At 40.3% G+C, this 17,675-nt stretch carries 16 protein-coding genes, 1 tRNA gene and 1 pseudogene; 4 read left to right on the plus strand and 14 right to left on the minus strand.

The features are described from left to right. Window positions 1-4: 4 nt before the first annotated feature. Window positions 5-3,121, minus strand: a complete 3,117-nt coding sequence (locus tag CD00_RS0105275; RefSeq protein WP_026655004.1) for a polysaccharide deacetylase family protein — start codon at window positions 3,119-3,121, stop codon at window positions 5-7. Between the two features lie 204 nt (window positions 3,122-3,325). On the opposite strand from CD00_RS0105275, the gene CD00_RS0105280 reads away from it, so the two are divergent. After that, window positions 3,326-4,066: a LytR/AlgR family response regulator transcription factor gene (locus CD00_RS0105280; RefSeq protein WP_026655005.1), complete on the plus strand. Its 741-nt coding sequence runs from the start codon at window positions 3,326-3,328 to the stop codon at window positions 4,064-4,066. Between the two features lie 23 nt (window positions 4,067-4,089). Next, entirely contained in the window at window positions 4,090-5,397 is a 1,308-nt protein-coding gene (locus CD00_RS0105285; protein WP_207640452.1) for a sensor histidine kinase, read from the plus strand. Between the two features lie 13 nt (window positions 5,398-5,410). Here the strand turns inward: CD00_RS0105285 and CD00_RS0105290 are convergent, their stop codons facing one another. The 9 genes and pseudogenes from CD00_RS0105290 to CD00_RS19145 all read right to left on the minus strand — a co-directional run bounded on the left by CD00_RS0105290 (window position 5,411) and on the right by CD00_RS19145 (window position 14,472). Beyond that, window positions 5,411-6,775 carry a PFL family protein gene (locus tag CD00_RS0105290; protein ID WP_026655008.1) on the minus strand — a complete coding sequence of 455 codons (1,365 nt, stop codon included), beginning with the start codon at window positions 6,773-6,775 and terminating at the stop codon, window positions 5,411-5,413. Window positions 6,776-6,787: 12 nt separating this feature from the next. Beyond that, on the minus strand, window positions 6,788-7,060 hold the full coding sequence (locus tag CD00_RS0105295; protein ID WP_026655009.1) for an ACT domain-containing protein: 273 nt from the start codon (window positions 7,058-7,060) through the stop codon (window positions 6,788-6,790). A gap of 15 nt (window positions 7,061-7,075) precedes the next feature. Beyond that, window positions 7,076-7,873, minus strand: a complete 798-nt coding sequence (locus CD00_RS0105300) for an MBL fold metallo-hydrolase (protein WP_026655010.1) — start codon at window positions 7,871-7,873, stop codon at window positions 7,076-7,078. 12 nt (window positions 7,874-7,885) lie between these two features. Beyond that, window positions 7,886-10,054: a cell division protein FtsA gene (locus tag CD00_RS0105305; protein WP_242827150.1), complete on the minus strand. Its 2,169-nt coding sequence runs from the start codon at window positions 10,052-10,054 to the stop codon at window positions 7,886-7,888. Continuing rightward, a complete protein-coding gene (locus CD00_RS20560) occupies window positions 10,051-10,401 on the minus strand; it encodes a dephospho-CoA kinase (protein WP_442856155.1) in 351 nt (116 codons plus the stop codon). The genes CD00_RS0105305 and CD00_RS20560 overlap by 4 nt, the downstream gene beginning before the upstream one ends. Before the next feature lie 4 nt (window positions 10,402-10,405). After that, entirely contained in the window at window positions 10,406-10,693 is a 288-nt protein-coding gene (gene coaE / locus CD00_RS20565) for a dephospho-CoA kinase (protein WP_242838917.1), read from the minus strand. After that, window positions 10,680-12,129, minus strand: a pseudogene (gene polA / locus CD00_RS19760) (DNA polymerase I); the annotation flags it as partial. The pseudogene polA and the gene coaE, both read right to left, overlap by 14 nt. 814 nt (window positions 12,130-12,943) lie before the next feature. Further along, window positions 12,944-13,267, minus strand: coding sequence for a zf-HC2 domain-containing protein (locus CD00_RS17325; protein ID WP_027208305.1), 324 nt, complete (start codon window positions 13,265-13,267; stop codon window positions 12,944-12,946). Window positions 13,268-13,383: 116 nt separating this feature from the next. Beyond that, the gene (locus CD00_RS19145; RefSeq protein ID WP_051198950.1) at window positions 13,384-14,472 is read right to left on the minus strand and encodes an HD-GYP domain-containing protein; all 1,089 of its coding nucleotides are present in this window, start codon (window positions 14,470-14,472) and stop codon (window positions 13,384-13,386) included. A gap of 114 nt (window positions 14,473-14,586) precedes the next feature. Between CD00_RS19145 and CD00_RS0105335 the strand changes: the two genes are divergently transcribed. Then, window positions 14,587-15,192 carry an NUDIX hydrolase gene (locus CD00_RS0105335; RefSeq protein ID WP_026655013.1) on the plus strand — a complete coding sequence of 202 codons (606 nt, stop codon included), beginning with the start codon at window positions 14,587-14,589 and terminating at the stop codon, window positions 15,190-15,192. A 96-nt stretch (window positions 15,193-15,288) separates the two neighbouring features. Then, window positions 15,289-15,371: transfer RNA gene (locus CD00_RS0105340), tRNA-Leu, on the plus strand. 112 nt (window positions 15,372-15,483) lie between these two features. Here CD00_RS0105340 and CD00_RS0105345 read toward each other — a convergent pair. From CD00_RS0105345 to CD00_RS0105360, 4 genes are all read right to left on the minus strand, one after another. Next, window positions 15,484-15,786, minus strand: coding sequence for a hypothetical protein (locus CD00_RS0105345; protein ID WP_026655015.1), 303 nt, complete (start codon window positions 15,784-15,786; stop codon window positions 15,484-15,486). Window positions 15,787-16,125: 339 nt separating this feature from the next. Next, complete coding sequence (locus CD00_RS0105350; protein WP_026655016.1) at window positions 16,126-16,305, minus strand: hypothetical protein; 180 nt, start codon at window positions 16,303-16,305, stop codon at window positions 16,126-16,128. Further along, complete coding sequence (locus tag CD00_RS20365) at window positions 16,305-16,469, minus strand: hypothetical protein (RefSeq protein ID WP_207640453.1); 165 nt, start codon at window positions 16,467-16,469, stop codon at window positions 16,305-16,307. Before CD00_RS20365 ends, CD00_RS0105350 begins: the two co-directional genes overlap by 1 nt. A gap of 28 nt (window positions 16,470-16,497) precedes the next feature. Then, entirely contained in the window at window positions 16,498-17,610 is a 1,113-nt protein-coding gene (locus CD00_RS0105360) for an RHS repeat domain-containing protein (RefSeq protein WP_026655017.1), read from the minus strand. Window positions 17,611-17,675: the final 65 nt, after the last annotated feature.

Below are 17,675 nucleotides of genomic sequence, written 5' to 3' on the forward strand. Positions count from 1 at the left end.
TCAATCATCTTAGGTAATCGTCAAGTCTGCCAAAATTGTAGCCCTGAGCTTTCCATTCCGGAATCATGATATCGAGTGCCTCGGCAGTATACTGTGCATTGGGCGACATATGCAATACGATACATGAACCATTTCCTATAGTTGCATTTCCGTACCATGCTTTCTTGCCGTTTCGTAATATGTTCACAACTTCATCAACAGAACTGCAATTGTAGTCCCCTGAGCTAAAGTCTCCGCTGACAATGTATGAGAATCCTACATCCAAAATATTTTCCATAGCGATTCGGCTCATTGCAAGGGTCGGTGGTCTGTAGATTGTTGAAAGCGCTCGTCTTCCGTCTACGACTACATCACCGCAGTATTTATTAAGTGTTGAGTAGCTGTTAACTACATCTGCTCTAAGTCTCTTTCCGGCATCCTCACTGATTGATTCGTAACTATATGTTCCGTCTTCGTTCTGGGTAGCATTCCATGCAACCATGTGTGAATTGGAATGTGATCCTATCATGTGTCCGTCAACCGCGATAGCTCTTAAAAGATTCGGGTTGTCGGCAACATTGTTTGTTCTTACAAAGAAGTTTCCTTTTACTTTGTACTTATCAAGGACATAAAGAAGTTCATTTATATCCTGCTCATATCCCCAGTCATCAAAAGTAAGGAAAATAACCTTATTCTTTGATATCTTACCGGTCTTGTCATAAGCTTTCATCTCATCATCGGTAAATCCGGGAATGTATGTAACATCGGGATTTCCAATGTAATGTCCGGCCATATATGCATTCTTTGTTGCATTATCCGGAAGTGCTTCAACAATGTTGTTATTGTTTGAAACAATCTTCTGTGAATTCTTGATAGGTGCATATACATACTGTGAAGAAGCAAGTTCACTGAAAGTCTTAACCGTATATGATGTTGAAGGCTGTGACTTTCCGTAAACATCCTTATATGTAAGTGCATAAATCTTTGTCTCAATGAACTTATTCAAAAGTTCCGCAAGAAGTGTTGTTCCGTCACCGCTTGCAGCATCCTGGTCTGCGGTGTAGTAATTCATATTAAAGTAAATAATGCTTCCTCTGTGTGCTTCAACCTTTTTGGCAAGTGTTGTGTAGAAGCTTAAGTCTACAGCACTTCTGTCCTTAGACTGAACCATCGAGTACTCATATCCTGCAAGTGAGCATCCGCATGAAGCGACAGCTTCCTTGGTATCCTTGGAAGGAACGCCGTAAGGCTGCATTACAACAGAAATCTTGGCATCATATTTCCACTCTGCATACTGCTGGGCACCAAATATATATCCGGCAACTTCATCATAACTCTGATCGATCTGTGAATTGCTAACATATGCAATACCGATCTCATTTCCGCCGTTAAGGATCTTGGTAATTGACTCTCCGCATCTACTGAGTTCATCAGGTGTTACAAAGAATGTTCCCTTGTATCCGTTCTGCTTAAGTATTGAAAGAACATCATTAAGAACCGCTTTATTTGAGATTCCGTAGAATGTCATGGTCACAGCTCTTTCAGATGTATATATATTCTTTCTCTCCTGAGCAAGTCTTGCATGATTTTCCATTCTAAGGTGCGCAAGTGTCTCTTTATCGGTAACAGGCTCACATGTAGATGATTTGACAAGTTCTGTGATATCTACAACTTGCTGATTTTTACCTGCCGTGGATGAAATATAAGCATTGAGCTTAGCCATATCGAACTCTCTTGTAAGATCGAAACAGCTGATGTAGCCCTTCTCAGGAACTGCTTCATTCTTGGGTGAAACAACATCAAGTCCCGCAACCTTTGCTGCGATTCTGAGGTTCTCCGTTATCTCGCTTGCATCTTCAGGCATGTAGTATTTTGCCTTAAGACCGTAGTTCTTCTGAATGCTTCTTACAGAAGTCTTGAGATCAACATATATATCATAGAATTCTTTGTTACTGATATTTCCACCCGTAGTGCCTCTTGTTGCGATTGAAAATCCTGAATTTACAATCTTCTCAACAGACTTGGGGTTCTTCTCTATATCCTCTGAGCTTACAAAGAAAGTGGCTTTTGCATTGGCTTTGATAAGTGCTTTTGTAATAGCATCAACGCTCTCGGCATTCTCGGGAATTCCGTAGAAGCAAAGACCGGTAACATCTTTCATTGTTGCTACTTCTTCATATACTTCGGCAGAATATCCGCCTGTCTCTTCATACAACTGTCTTACGTACTCTTCATCATTAAGAGCTTTAAGCTTATCAAGCTTAACGTTCTGAACATTCTGAGATTGCATTGCATCAAGAAGCCATCCAACCATGGTGACAACGTCTCTTTCATCTTCCTTCTCTTTGCTGTCGGCTGAAGGAACTATAGTCGGTTGTACGTCAATAGCAGGGTCCTTGTATTCAACCTTCGGATCAACCTCGAGAGATTCAACATACTCATCAAGCTTGATAACGAGGATCTTACCGCTTCCCTGTCTTAAAACATACTCAGAAGTATTCTGAGCATCTCTGAAACTCTTCTCATTAAGGTAGCTTCCGGAACTGGGTGAAACCAGTTTGTTGTAACCTGAAGCAGACGCTGCCATACATATCGTGTCATTATAATATGTAGTGTTAAGCATCATCTTATCGGGTGGAACATCCATTAATGTGGAAAAAACTTTTCTGGAATCAGAAAAATTGCTGACCATATCTTCATCTGACAATACATCTATAGAAGAATCGCCGTTAAGGCCATTGTCGATAATGTCATGTCCTTTTTCAATAATAAGGTCGATCAAAGCATCGTCTTCCGCAGCTGTTGCCGCAGTAATAGCGAATGTAGCCTTGATATTCTTCTCATCAAGGATCTGCAGTACCTTTTCTACGGTAACTGAATCCTTTGCGCCTTGAAAAATCAGACAAAAGTTCTTTTCAGGCTGTGACTTGTCGTCACGAATAATCTTGGCAGGTTCACAACCTTTATTGAATTTCTCCAACGCAATTTCGTGCTCGTCTGTTGCATCATAAGAAAGTCTCTGAATCTTGGTAAGATCGATATCAGAAACCGATTCGGTGTTATCTCCGCAGCCTACAAGACTTGTAGTGCCGATGACAGCAACGAGAGCGAATACAAACAGATTTTTTAATCTTCTAAACATAAGTGCCCCTCTTTGCATAAGTTTATCGCTCAAATTTAGTCAAACCGTTTGCCGTTGACGTATAAAATTTTATTGTCAACGCGATTTCGAAGCAATATTTATGTCATAAAATGTTTTTTTTTGGCATAAGATGCATTATAATATTATAATCTATTATGAAATATTTTTCAAAACGCTAATTTTATGACGGGGAATTATAGTTAAATGAATATTGCAATTGTTGACGATCTGCGTTCTGATGCGGATCAGCTGAGAACTATTCTGATGAGTTACGCTTATGAGAACTCACTCGATCTTTCTATCGAAGTCTTTTCGGGAGGCGAAGATTTTCTTTCCGAGTATAAAAAATATAATTACACTTTGATCTTCATGGATATTTATATGAATGGCATTTCAGGAATCGAAACTGCCCAAAAAATACGAGAAACCGATACCGATACCGCTATCATCTTTCTTACAAGCAGCAATGAATTCATGCCGGAAGCATTTAGTATCCATGCCTATGATTACATTTCAAAACCTGCCGAGATTGGCAAGCTCTATAAGGTTATGGATGATTTCCTTAAGAAAAAAACAATGGCCGAAGATGTTCCGTACCTTTTCTTTACTTATGAAAAAGATAAAGTATCCGTGCCCTATTCAGATATCGCACTTATAAGATCCATCGGCCACTACAACGAGATTGTCTTAAAGAATCAGAGGACATATAAAGTCAGAATGACTTTTTCAAGAATCTCGGACATTCTGACCGAAGACATCAGATTTCTTCCTGTCATGAGAGGAATCCTGGTAAATATGGACTATATCACTTCCTTAAAAAACGGAAGCTGTTTTATAGCCGGTGACATGCAGACTCCCATCACGCTCAGAAAAGAAAAACAGCTTGAGCAGATCTGGAAGAATTATATCTTTAATAAAATTAGAAATGAAAGTGAAGTTATCTGATGAACGCCTTTAATTTTTTGAATATGTTTTTTTCAAACCTCATTCTTATCCCGGCACTTATCATGTGCTACCTGCCGTTTAAGAATCATCTGAAGTACCGAACCAAACCGCTTTTTATCGGAATGAGCGCCATAATAGTAATCCTGTCCGCGCTGTTTTCGTTTATTACACTTACACTTGATGCAGATAAAGCTTTTACATTTCTTTTATTGGTTTTTATCTTGTATTTTATCTATGAGCAAACTCTTGTTGCAGATCTTGCAAAATCCCTTGCGATCTACCTTTGGATGTGTGCCTTGATGTCGATAATAATAAACGGAGTCTACGGATACGATGCAATTGTCAATCCCGCATCCAATTCCGACACATATAATATAGAAACAACATTTATCCGTGTTACCATAAGCTTCTTCATCGTTGCTATCTTCTGGTCTCCTCTTTACGATCACGGAAGCAACCTTGTTGATATGCTCACAATTCCTAAGATATGGATTATAACAATGCCCGTATCAATCATATTCGTGGCTATCAGTTTGCTTATAATGCCCGGCAAATACAGTTCTCTCTACGTTGATGATATATTTGCCACTTATTGGGGACTTCTTATAGGAATGTTCTTTGTCTTCATTATTCTTACTATCATTTTTTACAACATAGTGTTTGAGATAATGAACGCAGTTAAATATGAAGAGAAATATCATATCCTGCAGATGAAAGAAGCTCAGTACTTAAGTCAGCAGAGCTATATTGAGAATACAGCAAGGGTAAGACACGACTTCAAGCATACCATCTGCCTGCTCGATTCTCTTGCAAACAGCGGTGACATAAGGTCTATCAGAGAGTACCTCAGCAATTACATCAGTAATATGCCCGAAAGCGAGATCAGATATTACTGCAAGAACAATTCGCTCAACGCACTCCTCAATCACTATATGAGACAATGCAAAAGTGAAAAGATACAGTTTAACTGCAAAGTTACTCTTCCGGTAAAAGAAATATCGATATCAACCATAGATCTTTGCAATATAATAGGAAATCTTTTGGAAAATGCCGTTCTTGCTTGTAGGGAACTTCCCGAGGAAGACAGAAAGATAGATATCAAGATCCTTGAAAGAAATATGAGTAACCTTTATATAGTTACGACCAACAGCTTCAACGGCTTTGTTAAGCAAAAAAATAACACCTATATCACCACCAGACGTGCCGGCAGTGGTATAGGCTTAAAATCAATCAAGTCTGCAGCTGAAACCTATGGTGGTTCAGCAGATTTCAGAAACAGTGAAAACGAGTTTTACTCAAACATCACCATTCCGTTCAGTGCAGTCAAATAATTCTTAAAAATCATTAGTTCTTAAAGCTATGTACGGGGGCGGGAATTCTTCCGCCTCTGTTTACGAAAGCGTCGCAAGAGAATCCGTTTACAGGCATAATAGGTGCATATCCCAAAAGTCCGCCAAATTCAACAGTCTCTCCCACTCCCTTTCCGATAACTGGAATAAGTCTTACTGCAGTAGTCTTCTGGTTGATCATTCCGATTGCCATTTCATCCGCAATAACTCCGGCGATGGTTGTATCCTTTGTATCTCCGGGAATCGCGATCATATCAAGACCAACAGAGCATACGCATGTCATTGCTTCAAGCTTTTCAAGTGTAAGCGCTCCCGCTTCAACGGCGTTGATCATTCCCTGATCTTCACTTACAGGAATAAATGCTCCCGAAAGTCCGCCAACGTAAGAAGAAGCCATAACACCGCCTTTTTTAACCTGGTCGTTAAGAAGTGCAAGAGCTGCCGTTGTTCCGGGCGCACCTGCATGCTCAACTCCTATCTCATGAAGAATATCGGCAACGCTGTCTCCGATAGCAGGTGTGGGTGCAAGTGAAAGGTCGATTATTCCAAAAGGAACGCCAAGTCTCTTTGATGCTTCCCTTGCAACGAGCTGACCAACTCTTGTAACCTTAAATGCTGTCTTCTTTATAGTCTCGCAGAGAATCTCAAAATTCTCTCCTCTTACTTTTTCAAGTGCAGTCTTAACAACACCGGGTCCGCTAACACCGACATTGATAATTCTGTCTGCCTCCGTAACGCCGTGGAATGCTCCCGCCATGAACGGGTTGTCATCAGGCGCATTGCAGAATACTACGAGCTTTGCGCATCCGAGAGAATCATTCTCTTTGGTTGCTTCAGCAGTATCTTTTATAATTGTTCCCATAAGACGAACAGCATCCATGTTGATACCTGTCTTGGTTGAACCTACATTGATTGATGAACAAACAAGATCTGTCTGAGAAAGAGCAAGCGGAATTGACTCAATGAGAAGTCTGTCTGCCTGTGTCATTCCCTTACTTACAAGCGCTGAATATCCTCCGATAAAGTTTACTCCGATTTTCTTTGCAACTTCATCAAGAGTCTTTGCTATCTCCGCAAAATCTTCTTTTGTCTTACAAGCTGCCCCACCGACAAGAGCGATAGGTGTAACGGAAACTCTTTTGTTTACGATAGGAATACCGAACTCTCTTGAGATCTGGTCTCCGGTCCGAACAAGGTCTTTTGCAGACTCATAAATCTTATTGTATATATTCTTCTTGAGAGTTTCGAGATCTGAATCGATACAGTCAAGAAGGCTGATACCCATTGTAATTGTTCTTACATCGAGATTTTCCTTCTCGATCATTTCATTGGTCTCGATGACTTCTTTAGTGTTTATCATTAGGTTGTCTCCTTAAATTCTATGCATGGAATCAAAAATTTCTTCTCTCTGACATTTAATTACAACACCGATATCTTTACCAATTTTCTCAAGATCATCGGCAACAGTGTTGAAATCTTTTGATGTCCCTTCCATAGATGCGATCATCATCATATTAAAATATCCGCTTACGATAGTCTGAGAGATATCGAGGATATTGATCCCTGAATCTGCAAGATAAGTACATACCTTAGCAATAATTCCCACTGTGTCTTTACCAACAACTGTAATAATAATCTTGTTCATATTTCCTCCACTTATTTAAAATTCGATAACAGGCGAAAGCTCTGCTCTGTTTGCAACCATTAAAGGGAAATCTCCGCTTGAATACGGATTGTCTCCCATATCTATCTCGACGCTGACCGTCTTATAGGCAAGATCCGGATGATTATTATCCTTGGAAAGGTGCCCAAGGAACACACCTTTTATCTTATCGTTCAAGATCTTACAAAGAAGTTCTGCACTCTTTGCATTTGAAAGATGCCCCTTATCGCCCAAAATTCTTTTTTTGAGCATGTAAGGATAACGCCCCGCCTGAAGCATCCTCTCATCATGATTGGCTTCAATAAGGAGCGCATCACAACCGGAAAGGCTTTCAACGGTGTAATCCGTATAGCAGCCAAGATCGGTCGCAACTCCTATCTTTTTATCCCCGCAGTAAATTCTGTATCCGCAGGGATCAAGAGCATCGTGTGAAATTGTCATGGGATTGATTATCATATCTCCGACACACAGACTCTTATCCGCTTGAACCGGACAGAATACGGAACCTGTCATCTCATTCTTTTTATCACTGTTTCTTATTCCCTGTATTGTGCCTTCAGTGGCGTATACCGGTATGTTATGCTTCTTAAGTATCGTATGAAGAGCAGCTATATGATCAACATGTTCATGTGTCACAAAAATCGCATCGAGGTCGTCAAAGCACAGATCAAGCTTATTAAGTCCTTCCCCTATTCTCTTCATACTGATTCCTGCATCGATCAGGATGTGAGTGTTGTCAGATCCGACATAGGTACAGTTACCACTGCTTCCACTGGCAATACTGGTAAAACGCATCAAATAGTCCCCTTACTTCCAATATACTTCTATCTTGTCGCCTTCATGGATAGACTGCAAGTAATCGGGAGTCTTTCCGTTTAAGGTCGTAACGATTGCCCTACCGTTTGGCTTGGTAAGGTCGAAATCAATGGAATCAAATATGTCAACAAACACGTACTCAGGCTTACCGTGAAGTGTAACGGCATCGTTGTTCACCATAATATGAAGGTCTCTTGCAAGAATATTTTTTACAGACTCTTCGCTTCTGTGGTACTCTCCGTCATCATCGGGAAGATCCTCATATCCCATCTCATCGCTTCTGCCTTCGAACTTCCTGATATCATAATCATCGCTTTCGTAGGCTTCTTCATTGGCCTGGCTTACAGCAACTTCGTCTGCATCAGGGAAATCTCTGTAATATTCCATGATAGCTTCTTCTCTGTCCTTGAACTCTACTTTGAAATTCTCATAGACAGGAGTAGTCTTATCGCCGTGTTCATTATTTACGATTATATACGTATCTTCAGTAATTTCAATATCCATTAGAGCCGCAACCTGCTCAACGGTATTGTAATCAAGTATCTGAATGTCATCGCCGTTCTTAATGCTGTAAAGGGCAGTCTGAGGCTCTCCGTTTACAGTTGCGAATCTTGATGCCTCAACATTTACGCCGTTTACATTCACCATGAATTTAGTCTTAAATTCAGGAATGTTCTCAATAACAGCTTTTCCGGGTTCACCCGCGGTTGAAGGTGTAACCTCTATGATATCGTTTGCACGAATCTTGGAGTGAATGTCCGCACTCTTTCCGTTAAGGCTGATAACTGCTGCCTCGCCGGGCTCACCTCTTGCAACTCTCTCTTTTCCGTTAACGAGATATCTAAGTTCCTGTCCTCTCTTGGGAAAAAGATCTTCATTCTGGAATGAAGCCTGCATAGCCGCGTCAATGATCTGAAGTTTGCCGTTATCGTAGATTCTTGTCTGTTCGCCGTTGAATGAAACAAAGATAATATTGTTTGCTTCTTCATAGTAGCTGATACAGATACCAAGCGGTGTTACAAGGAGTGAATCTCTCTCGATACCGTCATTATTAAGGAAAGTAATGCTCTTCATTACCTCCTCACCACGAAGGGCAACACGCTCTTCGGGAATATCCATTTCTCTGGCAATAGCCTTGGTATATCCGGGCACGCATCCACCGCCACCTACTACGAATACAGCGCTTACGGGCTTATCACCGTTAAGTCTTTTGATCTCTTCTGCTGCCTTTTTTGCCATCATATCAACCTGAGGTCTTATGATCTTGGCAATGTCCTTGGCTGTTATGGTCTTACGAAGACCCATGATATCAATGAAATCAACTCTGTCGTTGTGACTTGCCGCGATCTTGATCTCGTCGGCCTGATTAAAGTCAACAAGGCAGTGCTGAGCTATAATCTCTGTAATATCATCACCGGCTATAGGAAGCATACCATAAGCCGTGATAGAACCATCGTTGGTTACACAGATATCGGATGTACCCGCACCAACGTCAACAAGTGCAAGATTGAGCATTCTGAATCTGTCGGGAATCGCAACCATCATAGCTGCAATAGGCTCCAGAGTCAGGTTTGCAACACTAAGCCCCGCTCTCTCGCACGCTTTGTAAAGTCCGTCTACACAATCATCCGGAAGGAATGTAGCGATAAGCTCAACGCTTACCTTACCAGCATTATGGCCTTCAAGATTAGCGATCTGATATCCATCAAGATAATAATGCATTACGGAATATCCAACCAGATAGAACTTAAGATCTGATGTGTTCTTCTGAAGGAATTCCGAATAAGCCTGCTGAACCGCAGCAGAATCAAGGTTATATATATCTTCATCCGTAATATCATGTGATTCCGGATACTCATACTCATATGTAGTTCTGACAGTACGAAGAACTCGTCCGGCAGCCGCTATGCAAACATCAGTAAGATGTATGTCGGTCTGCTGCTCAAGCTTTTCTTTGACAACTCTTATAGTAGCGCCAACCTTACCGATGTCGTGAATCTGTCCGTCAAGCATAGCTCTTGTTTGGTGTTTCTCAACCGCCTGCGCAATAACATTAAACTGTCCGTCATTCATGTATCCGACAGTTCCCACCACGCTTCTTGTTCCGATATCAAGACCAAATACTACTTTCTGATCTGTCTGTTCCAAACTTGCCATCATTCTCTCCACTCTCCAAGTTTCTTGTTAATTTGTTCCGATGCTGCTTCTAAATCTCTGCTATTATCAATCACAAAATCCGCATTTAGTCTGTATGTCTCATCATCAAGCTGCTGAGCAAATATTCCGTCAATCTTTTCGTCTGAATAGCTTCTTGTGTCTTTGAGCCTGTCTCTTCTGGTATCTTCATCGGCATAGATATACCAAAGCTCATCGACAATATTTTTATATCCGTTTTCGATCAAAAGAGCCGCTTCAACAAAAACAAAATCGATTCTGTTTCTGAGTTTCTCTTCATCTATTATATTAATAATAAATGTATTTACTGCAGGATGCAAAATTTTATTCACTTTTTCAAGTTTTTTTTGCATCTTTAAAGATCGCATTCGCCATTTTGGCCTTATCAATCTCGCCGTCATCACCAAGAATTTCCTGCCCGAGAACTCTCACAAGCTCATCATATGCGGGATATCCCTTCTTCTTGATCTCATTTGCAACGTCATCCGAATAGACAACCTTGCAGTTATAGTTATCATTTATGTATTTAAGTACGGTGCTCTTGCCGGCTCCAACGCCGCCCGTAACACCTATAATATTTGTTTTTCCTTTTTGTAGTTTATTCTGCATCTTACTTTGATTCATACCAGTCGTTTCCGATATGGCAGTCAACTTCCATTGGAACCGAAAGATCTGCCGCACTCTCCATCTCTTGTGTAAGTATATTTGTTACTGTATCTTTCTCATCAGGTGCCGTCTCGATCACAAGTTCATCGTGGATTTGAAGTATCAGCCTTGATTTAAGATTCTCTCTTTTTATCCTGAAAAAGACATTTATCATGGCTATCTTCATAATATCCGCAGCAGTTCCCTGAATAGGAGCATTCATCGCAACTCTCTCACCAAACTGTCTTAAGTTGAAGTTAGATGCTTTGAGCTCGGGGATAGGGCGCTTTCTTCCAAAGAGTGTGTCGCTCACGCCTGTTTCCTTGGCACTTGCGATCACTTTGTCCTGATATTCCTTCACACCGGGATAAGTCTCAAAATATTTGTCCATATACTCTTTTGCTTCGCTTCTTGAAATGGACAAGTCCTGGGACAAGCCAAAAGAGCTGATTCCGTATACGATACCGAAGTTAACAGCCTTGGCGTTTCGCCTCTGAAGCGGTGTTACATCATCAAACGGTACATGGAAGACCTTTGATGCCGTAATCCTGTGAATATCTTCGCCCTCGTGGTATGCCTCGATAAGCCCCTTATCTTCCGACATGTGAGCGAGTATCCTAAGCTCGATCTGGGAATAATCCGCATCTGCGAAAACATATCCGTCTTTCGGAACAAAGACCTTACGGATAAGCCTTCCCTCTTCAGTCCTCATGGGGATGTTCTGAAGGTTCGGTTCTGTAGAACTGATTCTTCCCGTCGCGGTAATAGTCTGATTAAAGCTTGTATGTATCCTTCCGTCGCTGTCGATATAAGCCGCAAGCCCGTCAGCGTATGTTGACTTTAATTTCGCAAGCCCTCTGTATTCGAGAATGTCCGCAACGATCTTATTATCGGGAGCTAGCTTTTCAAGTACGTCAGCCGCTGTTGAATATCCGGACTTTGTCTTCTTCTCAGCAGGAAGTCCGAGTTTTTTCAAAAAGAACTTCTCCAAGCTGCTTGGGACTGTTTATATTAAACTCGCATCCCGCAGCCTCATATATTGCCTTTTCAAGCTCTGCAATCCTGACCGCAAGCTTGTCCGAATATGCTTTGAGCTCATCTTTCCTTGCTATGATACCTTCTTTTTCCATTGCAAAGAGTATGTATGAAAGAGGCATCTCAATATAGTAAAAGAGATTCTCCATGCCGGCTTTTGCAAGCTTTTCTCTTATAAGAGGAGCCGAAGCCTTGCATATATAAGCCGATTTGCATGCGTAGTCCGCAATTTTGTCCGCATCCGCTTCTTTAACACTCATCTTACCGAACACGTCACTTCTTTTATCAAAAGGAATCTTTAAATATTCTTTGGAAATATCTTCGATTGCGTAGTCGTTCTTGATAGGATTACACAGATAAGCTCCTATCAAAGTATCAAAGCACTTCGGTGAAGTAAGATAGCTTGTATCTTCCGCATCATACCCTGATGTCCTGTCGCTTATCTCATAAGGTTCGAAAATGTCATATCCGTCCTTAATGTCAAATGTCACAAGCGCGCAGTCTTTACTCAGCTCTGCAAGCTTATTTCCGATATAAGACTCTGAAATGAAGTTCTCTACAGGAATATATACAGCACTCTTTTCATCAAAGCAAAGTGCGATACCGACTGTATCTTTTTTCTTGGAAGATGTATCTTTATTTCCCTCTCTCATGAGGAAATATCCGATATAACTATCCTTGCTCTTAGCGCCGTACTCATGCGCATTCTTGAAAATTTCCTCAACCTCGTTAAGATCCGAAGTCTTAATAATATTAAGTTCAAACTGTGGAGTCTTGGTTACCTTACCTGTGGGCGACAGCTTTACAAGTTCGCTTTCAAGATATGCAATAAGTTCAGACGAGCCGGCCGCTCCCTTTGATACATCCAGAAGTTCGGGCACTCCGGCATTTGATAGAATATCTTTAAACCTGTCTGTCTGATAGAGAACCGCAGGTGTATATTCAGATTCATTATCTTTTTCAAAAGAAAAAGCAAAAAGAGCGTCTTCACTTCCGGGAAGCATGCTCTTTAACTTATATATTGCACCGTAAACGCCACTGATGCGATTTCCCTCAGCATCGGAAAAATCGGGCATGGCGTAGAATGCATCCTTTATAAAATTTGTAGCGTCAATAACGTGAATACTCAATGACTTTTTTCCCCAACATAGTGCTTATTTTGTGATCTTATAGGAAACCCGTTCCTATCTTTTTTCATAAAAACAGTGCGAGAAAAAGTGCTGTTCCTCCGAGAGCAAGAACCACAGCCTGCAAAAGATAGCTTGATAGCACCAGATATTTCCTGGTTGTCAGTCTTTTATTTGCATCAAGTAAAAGAGCATCAAGTTCATTTCGAAGATTGAAGGTATTACCGTCTTCAAGCCTCTTCATACCGACCTTAACCAAAAACTGAATGGTCAGTTCTTCCTTACATCCGGGACAAGTCTCAACATGACTGAGAAATTCGGAAAGTTCACGGTTATCAAGATCATCGTCTAAAAATAATGGAATAAGTTTATCCGCTTCTTTACAGTTCATGTTCGGCTCCGCATAACAAATATCAAAAATTCCAATATGTTGTATAACATAATGTACTCTCAACAGCCATTTCTACAACATAAAGAATACTACAAACAAATTTCATTTACAATGATTTAAATAACGGCAACAATAGACAGGCTCTTGTTTGATGAAAGATCTACGTAGTTCTCTCCGCACTTTACAACAGGACGCGAAAGGTGCTCTGCGTTGACAAATATGATCTCGCCCGTCTGGCCCGTATTAAGCATAACTCTGTTGGCAATGAATGTATTTGCGATATTGCCAAGGAATGTCATGATTACGTTGGGATCGAATTTGTTGATTCCTTCTTTTTCAAACTGCGATATCACGGTAAACGGACATATCGGTGCTCTGTAGGTCCTGCGTGATGTCATCTCATCGTATATATTGGAAACTGTGACGATTGAAACCACCTCATCAATCTTGTCTCCGCTAAGATGAAGCGGATATCCCGATCCATCCTTGAACTCATGATGCATAAGAATGCAGTTCTTTATCCTCTGATCGATATCCTCGTTCTTAACAAGCTCATATCCCTTGGTTACGTGATCTCTCATAACGCGCTCTTCATATTCTGTAAGAGCCGCTTTCTTGTTAAGAAGTTCCGAAGGCATAAGCATCTTGCCTATGTCATGAAGAAGTCCGCCTGCTGTTACAACCTGAACCACATCCTCAGGAAGTCTCATCCATGTTGCAAGCGTGTTGCTTATAAGAGAGACATTCAAGCTGTGCATGAATACCGCATCGCTGTTATCTCTAAGATTATGGAGCATATCGAACACTCCTGCCGTGCCGCCAGCCTCAACAAAGAGGTGGAAAACTGGTTCTGTAAGCTTCTCTACGTCAAGAGGCGCTCCGTCATTAGCGATCATCTTAAAAGATTCTTCGAGTTTTTTGGCTTTCTCTTCTATGTCGCGCTTAAATCTGATGAACCCTTCAGAATTTTTGAGTTTTTCTGAGTATGATAAAAAGTCCTCAGGATTTGTTTCTTCTTTTTCCGTACGTTCAACCGGCTTGTCGTCTTCAACAAAGATGTTATAAAGGGAATGCGACTTGATTCTGAGTATATCCTTCTCATCAAGAACGGTTCCCTTCGCCAGAACAAGTCTGTCGTCAATCGTATATATATTCTCCGAAACAATCAGTCCGGGCACAAGTTTATCAACTGCTAGTAGTTTCATATTATTACACCGCCTCATAAATAGAAATAACCATACCTACGAAATATTATATCAGTAAATGCCTGATTTGTGATAAAATACATTGCGTAAAATTTAGAAAAAAAGAGGTAATTTATGACCAATTTTGAGAAAAAACTATACTGGGAATTAAAAAACGAAGAACATATCATCCAGGATCAATGGATTGACTTTAGAAGAAACGAATACAAACTCCCCGACGGACAGACGATTTCACCCGTTTACAACTACTCAAAACACAGCTTTTCTCTTGTTGTAGCAACCGATAAAGACGGAAAATACATCTGCGTCCGCCAGTACAGACACGGAATCGATGAAATCACTACGGAATTCCCGGCCGGAGGCATTGAATACGATCCGCATCACATCGGTTCAAGCATAACAAAAGAAAACATCATCGCATCGGAAGACGACGCATTCGAAGCGGCAAAGCGCGAACTTCGCGAAGAGACAGGCTACACCTCGGATAACTGGACACACCTTCTCACAATTCCCGCAAACGCCACGATCTCTAACAGTAACGTCCACATCTACTGTGCCACAGACTGCGTACTCTCCGCTTCTCAGGAACTTGATGATACGGAATTTTTGAATGTAGTAACTCTCAGCGAAACAGAGCTCCTGTCCGCGATAAACGGCGGAGACTTCAAGCAGGCTCTGCATGTACTGGCATATTATCTGTTTAAAGATAAGATTAAATAAGATTTTTACTGCAAATAATAAATCTGCCTCTTGATTATACATTTTCTCTATGATATAGTAAAAAAGCTGTACGTCAGTACAGGCACAGGGAAAAACGCCGGCATGTCGGAATGGCAGACGATGCAGACTCAAAATCTGTTGTGGGTAACCACGTGTGGGTTCAAGTCCCACTGCCGGCACTAAATAAAAACCGATAACCATGCTTCTTTTGATTCAAGAGGCTAAGTTATCGGTTTTTTAGTGAAGTAAAAAAATGATAAATTATTTCCGAAGTTACTTTACTATAATAGTCTATTTACATGAACAGTTCTTGGAAAGATAATATAGCAAAAGATCATAATTCTTATATGTTTCATCACTAATATGAATCATTTCCTTATCGCCAAATTCAATAGCTATTTCATTATAGCTATTCGATCTTATAGTTTTTTCTGTATTGGAATAAGAGATAATCTCTTTTGACGATATTACTTTTTTCTTCTTAAAGGCCCTTTTTATTACAGCCTCATCACCATGTACAATTATCCTATCCAAAAGCAAATGCGATAACTGCCAGGTACATACAACCGCCACTATAAATGGTGCAAGAAACACCAAGTATTCTCCTAGACTTTTTGCTTCAGTGACAACATTTAAATAAATCAGGCAAAGAAAAAATAAGCCCTACAATAATTCCAATTGTATAAGTAATCGCTAAGGATATCCCTTTCCAACTCAATCCAACTTTAAATGAATCCATTTTTCTCCAATATTTTACATTTTTGCTCTTTTTGGCTTAATCAAGTTCTATAACCGTATACTTTGAATGTAGTAAAGAGGTAACTTTGACTTTATCTCCTTTTTTATTTTCTTATAGTGTCCAACCACACTATATTCATACTCTGCTCCATCAATTTCAACCATTATGGAAAGAGCATAGAATTTTGTTCTTAGTCAACGAGCCTTTGCAATCAAATAATCAACAGCTTTGATAATCTCCATTCCATCATCAGTAAAATCTCCGTTCGGATGATTATGAGTAATGGATACCCACTTTTCTTTTTTTAACCAAGTTATTTTTTTATATAAATTCACTTCATCAACATCCGCTAATATCGCATATTGTTTTTTCATTATTCTCCATCGCAGTGCCCCTCCAATGTCGCATTACTTTCTAATCCACTTTTTATCCCTGGAAATATTGAAGTAATTAACAATCCTAATGGAATATGTGACGCTTCACTAGCTCCAATATGAGCATGAAACAACTTTCCAGCCCCTAAGAAAATATTTTTCATATCACCAGTTCTAACATCTATTCTAAACTTATTTCCAAATTTTATTAGTGTGCCTCCTGGAGTTCCATTGGCATGTTTTTAGTGAATCTGGTGATAGTATTTTCATATTTTTTGAAATAGCTATCCCGCCCTTTCTTCCAGTTGCAAGTTTACCTGATTGCGCTGCTACTTTTAACCCCACACTCGACACCTGAGAAATACCAGACAATATTCCTCCAAACATAACACCCTCTGCCAATCCATCCCATGCTGAATTTGCAATTTCCCCTATATGTTTTTTGTCTAAATTTCCTTCTATCGCTAATTTGGTAGTAGTAATCCCCCCACTTATCAAAGCACTTGTAGCTCCGGCAGCAAGCATTGATTCTCCAGCAGCAATAACCGCTGGTAACGCAGCACCTCCTGTTGCAACTGTTGCAACCACTCCTATAGTTGCAACACCTACACCAACACCAATCTTTATTAAATTTTCTTTATTATTCGAACACCATTGGCCAGCTTTTTGCACCCACTCAGGCCAATTACCATTTCTATCTGTAAAATTAACGGAATTATTCCAGCAATATCCATAATGATTTAACGTAAATGGTTCATTAATAACACCTTTTACATTATCCTCAGACTGTAATCTTCCTGTTTCTGCCTTGTAGTATCTTGCCTGTGCAAACTTAAGACCTGATACTTCATCTTCCTGATAGCCTGTAAAAGCAAATGGCTGAATTATATTGCCCTGTTTTGTGTATGCGTGCTTCAAGTTATTGCTTCTTATATTGCCTGTAAACGGATCTATATTTCTTCCAAAGTCATCGAATGCATATGATGATACAACTGCCCCGTCAGTACCTGTCATGTACATAGGTGCTCCAAGTTCATCCTGGATGTAATAGAAGTTGTTTCCTGACTTTGACATAGAGATTACGTTGTTATCGTAAACAAAGCTCTCTGTCTCGCCATTTACCGTTCTCTCAAGAAGGTTATAGTAATCCTTCGAAAGGTCGCAGAGATACTCTATTCTTTCCTCAGGTCTTGTAGATGATACCCTAAATCCAAGACCGTTGTAGAAGTTTTCAAGTTCTCCCTTGTCTTTGTCGATTACTTTTGAGAGCATGTTTGTAGCATCAAAAGTAAAGGTTTTCTGCAAGAGACCATTTATAAATTCCTTTGTCTGATTACCACGGTTATCATAATCGTAGGCCTTAAGGATTG

The organism is Butyrivibrio sp. AE3003 (assembly GCF_000686065.1).
GTDB classification, from domain to species: domain Bacteria; phylum Bacillota; class Clostridia; order Lachnospirales; family Lachnospiraceae; genus Butyrivibrio; species Butyrivibrio hungatei_A.

Bases quoted from the DNA above. Each gene is read 5' to 3' on its own strand.
- CD00_RS0105275 (WP_026655004.1), bottom strand. From the start codon at position 3,121: ATGTTTAGAAGATTAAAAAATCTGTTTGTATTCGCTCTCGTTGCTGTC.
- CD00_RS0105280 (WP_026655005.1), top strand. From the start codon at position 3,326: ATGAATATTGCAATTGTTGACGATCTGCGTTCTGATGCGGATCAGCTG.
- CD00_RS0105285 (WP_207640452.1), top strand. From the start codon at position 4,090: ATGTTTTTTTCAAACCTCATTCTTATCCCGGCACTTATCATGTGCTAC.
- CD00_RS0105290 (WP_026655008.1), bottom strand. From the start codon at position 6,775: ATGATAAACACTAAAGAAGTCATCGAGACCAATGAAATGATCGAGAAG.
- CD00_RS0105295 (WP_026655009.1), bottom strand. From the start codon at position 7,060: ATGAACAAGATTATTATTACAGTTGTTGGTAAAGACACAGTGGGAATT.
- CD00_RS0105300 (WP_026655010.1), bottom strand. From the start codon at position 7,873: ATGCGTTTTACCAGTATTGCCAGTGGAAGCAGTGGTAACTGTACCTAT.
- CD00_RS0105305 (WP_242827150.1), bottom strand. From the start codon at position 10,054: ATGATGGCAAGTTTGGAACAGACAGATCAGAAAGTAGTATTTGGTCTT.
- coaE (WP_242838917.1), bottom strand. From the start codon at position 10,693: ATGAATCAAAGTAAGATGCAGAATAAACTACAAAAAGGAAAAACAAAT.
- CD00_RS17325 (WP_027208305.1), bottom strand. From the start codon at position 13,267: ATGAACTGTAAAGAAGCGGATAAACTTATTCCATTATTTTTAGACGAT.
- CD00_RS19145 (WP_051198950.1), bottom strand. From the start codon at position 14,472: ATGAAACTACTAGCAGTTGATAAACTTGTGCCCGGACTGATTGTTTCG.
- CD00_RS0105335 (WP_026655013.1), top strand. From the start codon at position 14,587: ATGACCAATTTTGAGAAAAAACTATACTGGGAATTAAAAAACGAAGAA.
- CD00_RS0105350 (WP_026655016.1), bottom strand. From the start codon at position 16,305: ATGAAAAAACAATATGCGATATTAGCGGATGTTGATGAAGTGAATTTA.
- CD00_RS20365 (WP_207640453.1), bottom strand. From the start codon at position 16,469: ATGAAAAATATTTTCTTAGGGGCTGGAAAGTTGTTTCATGCTCATATT.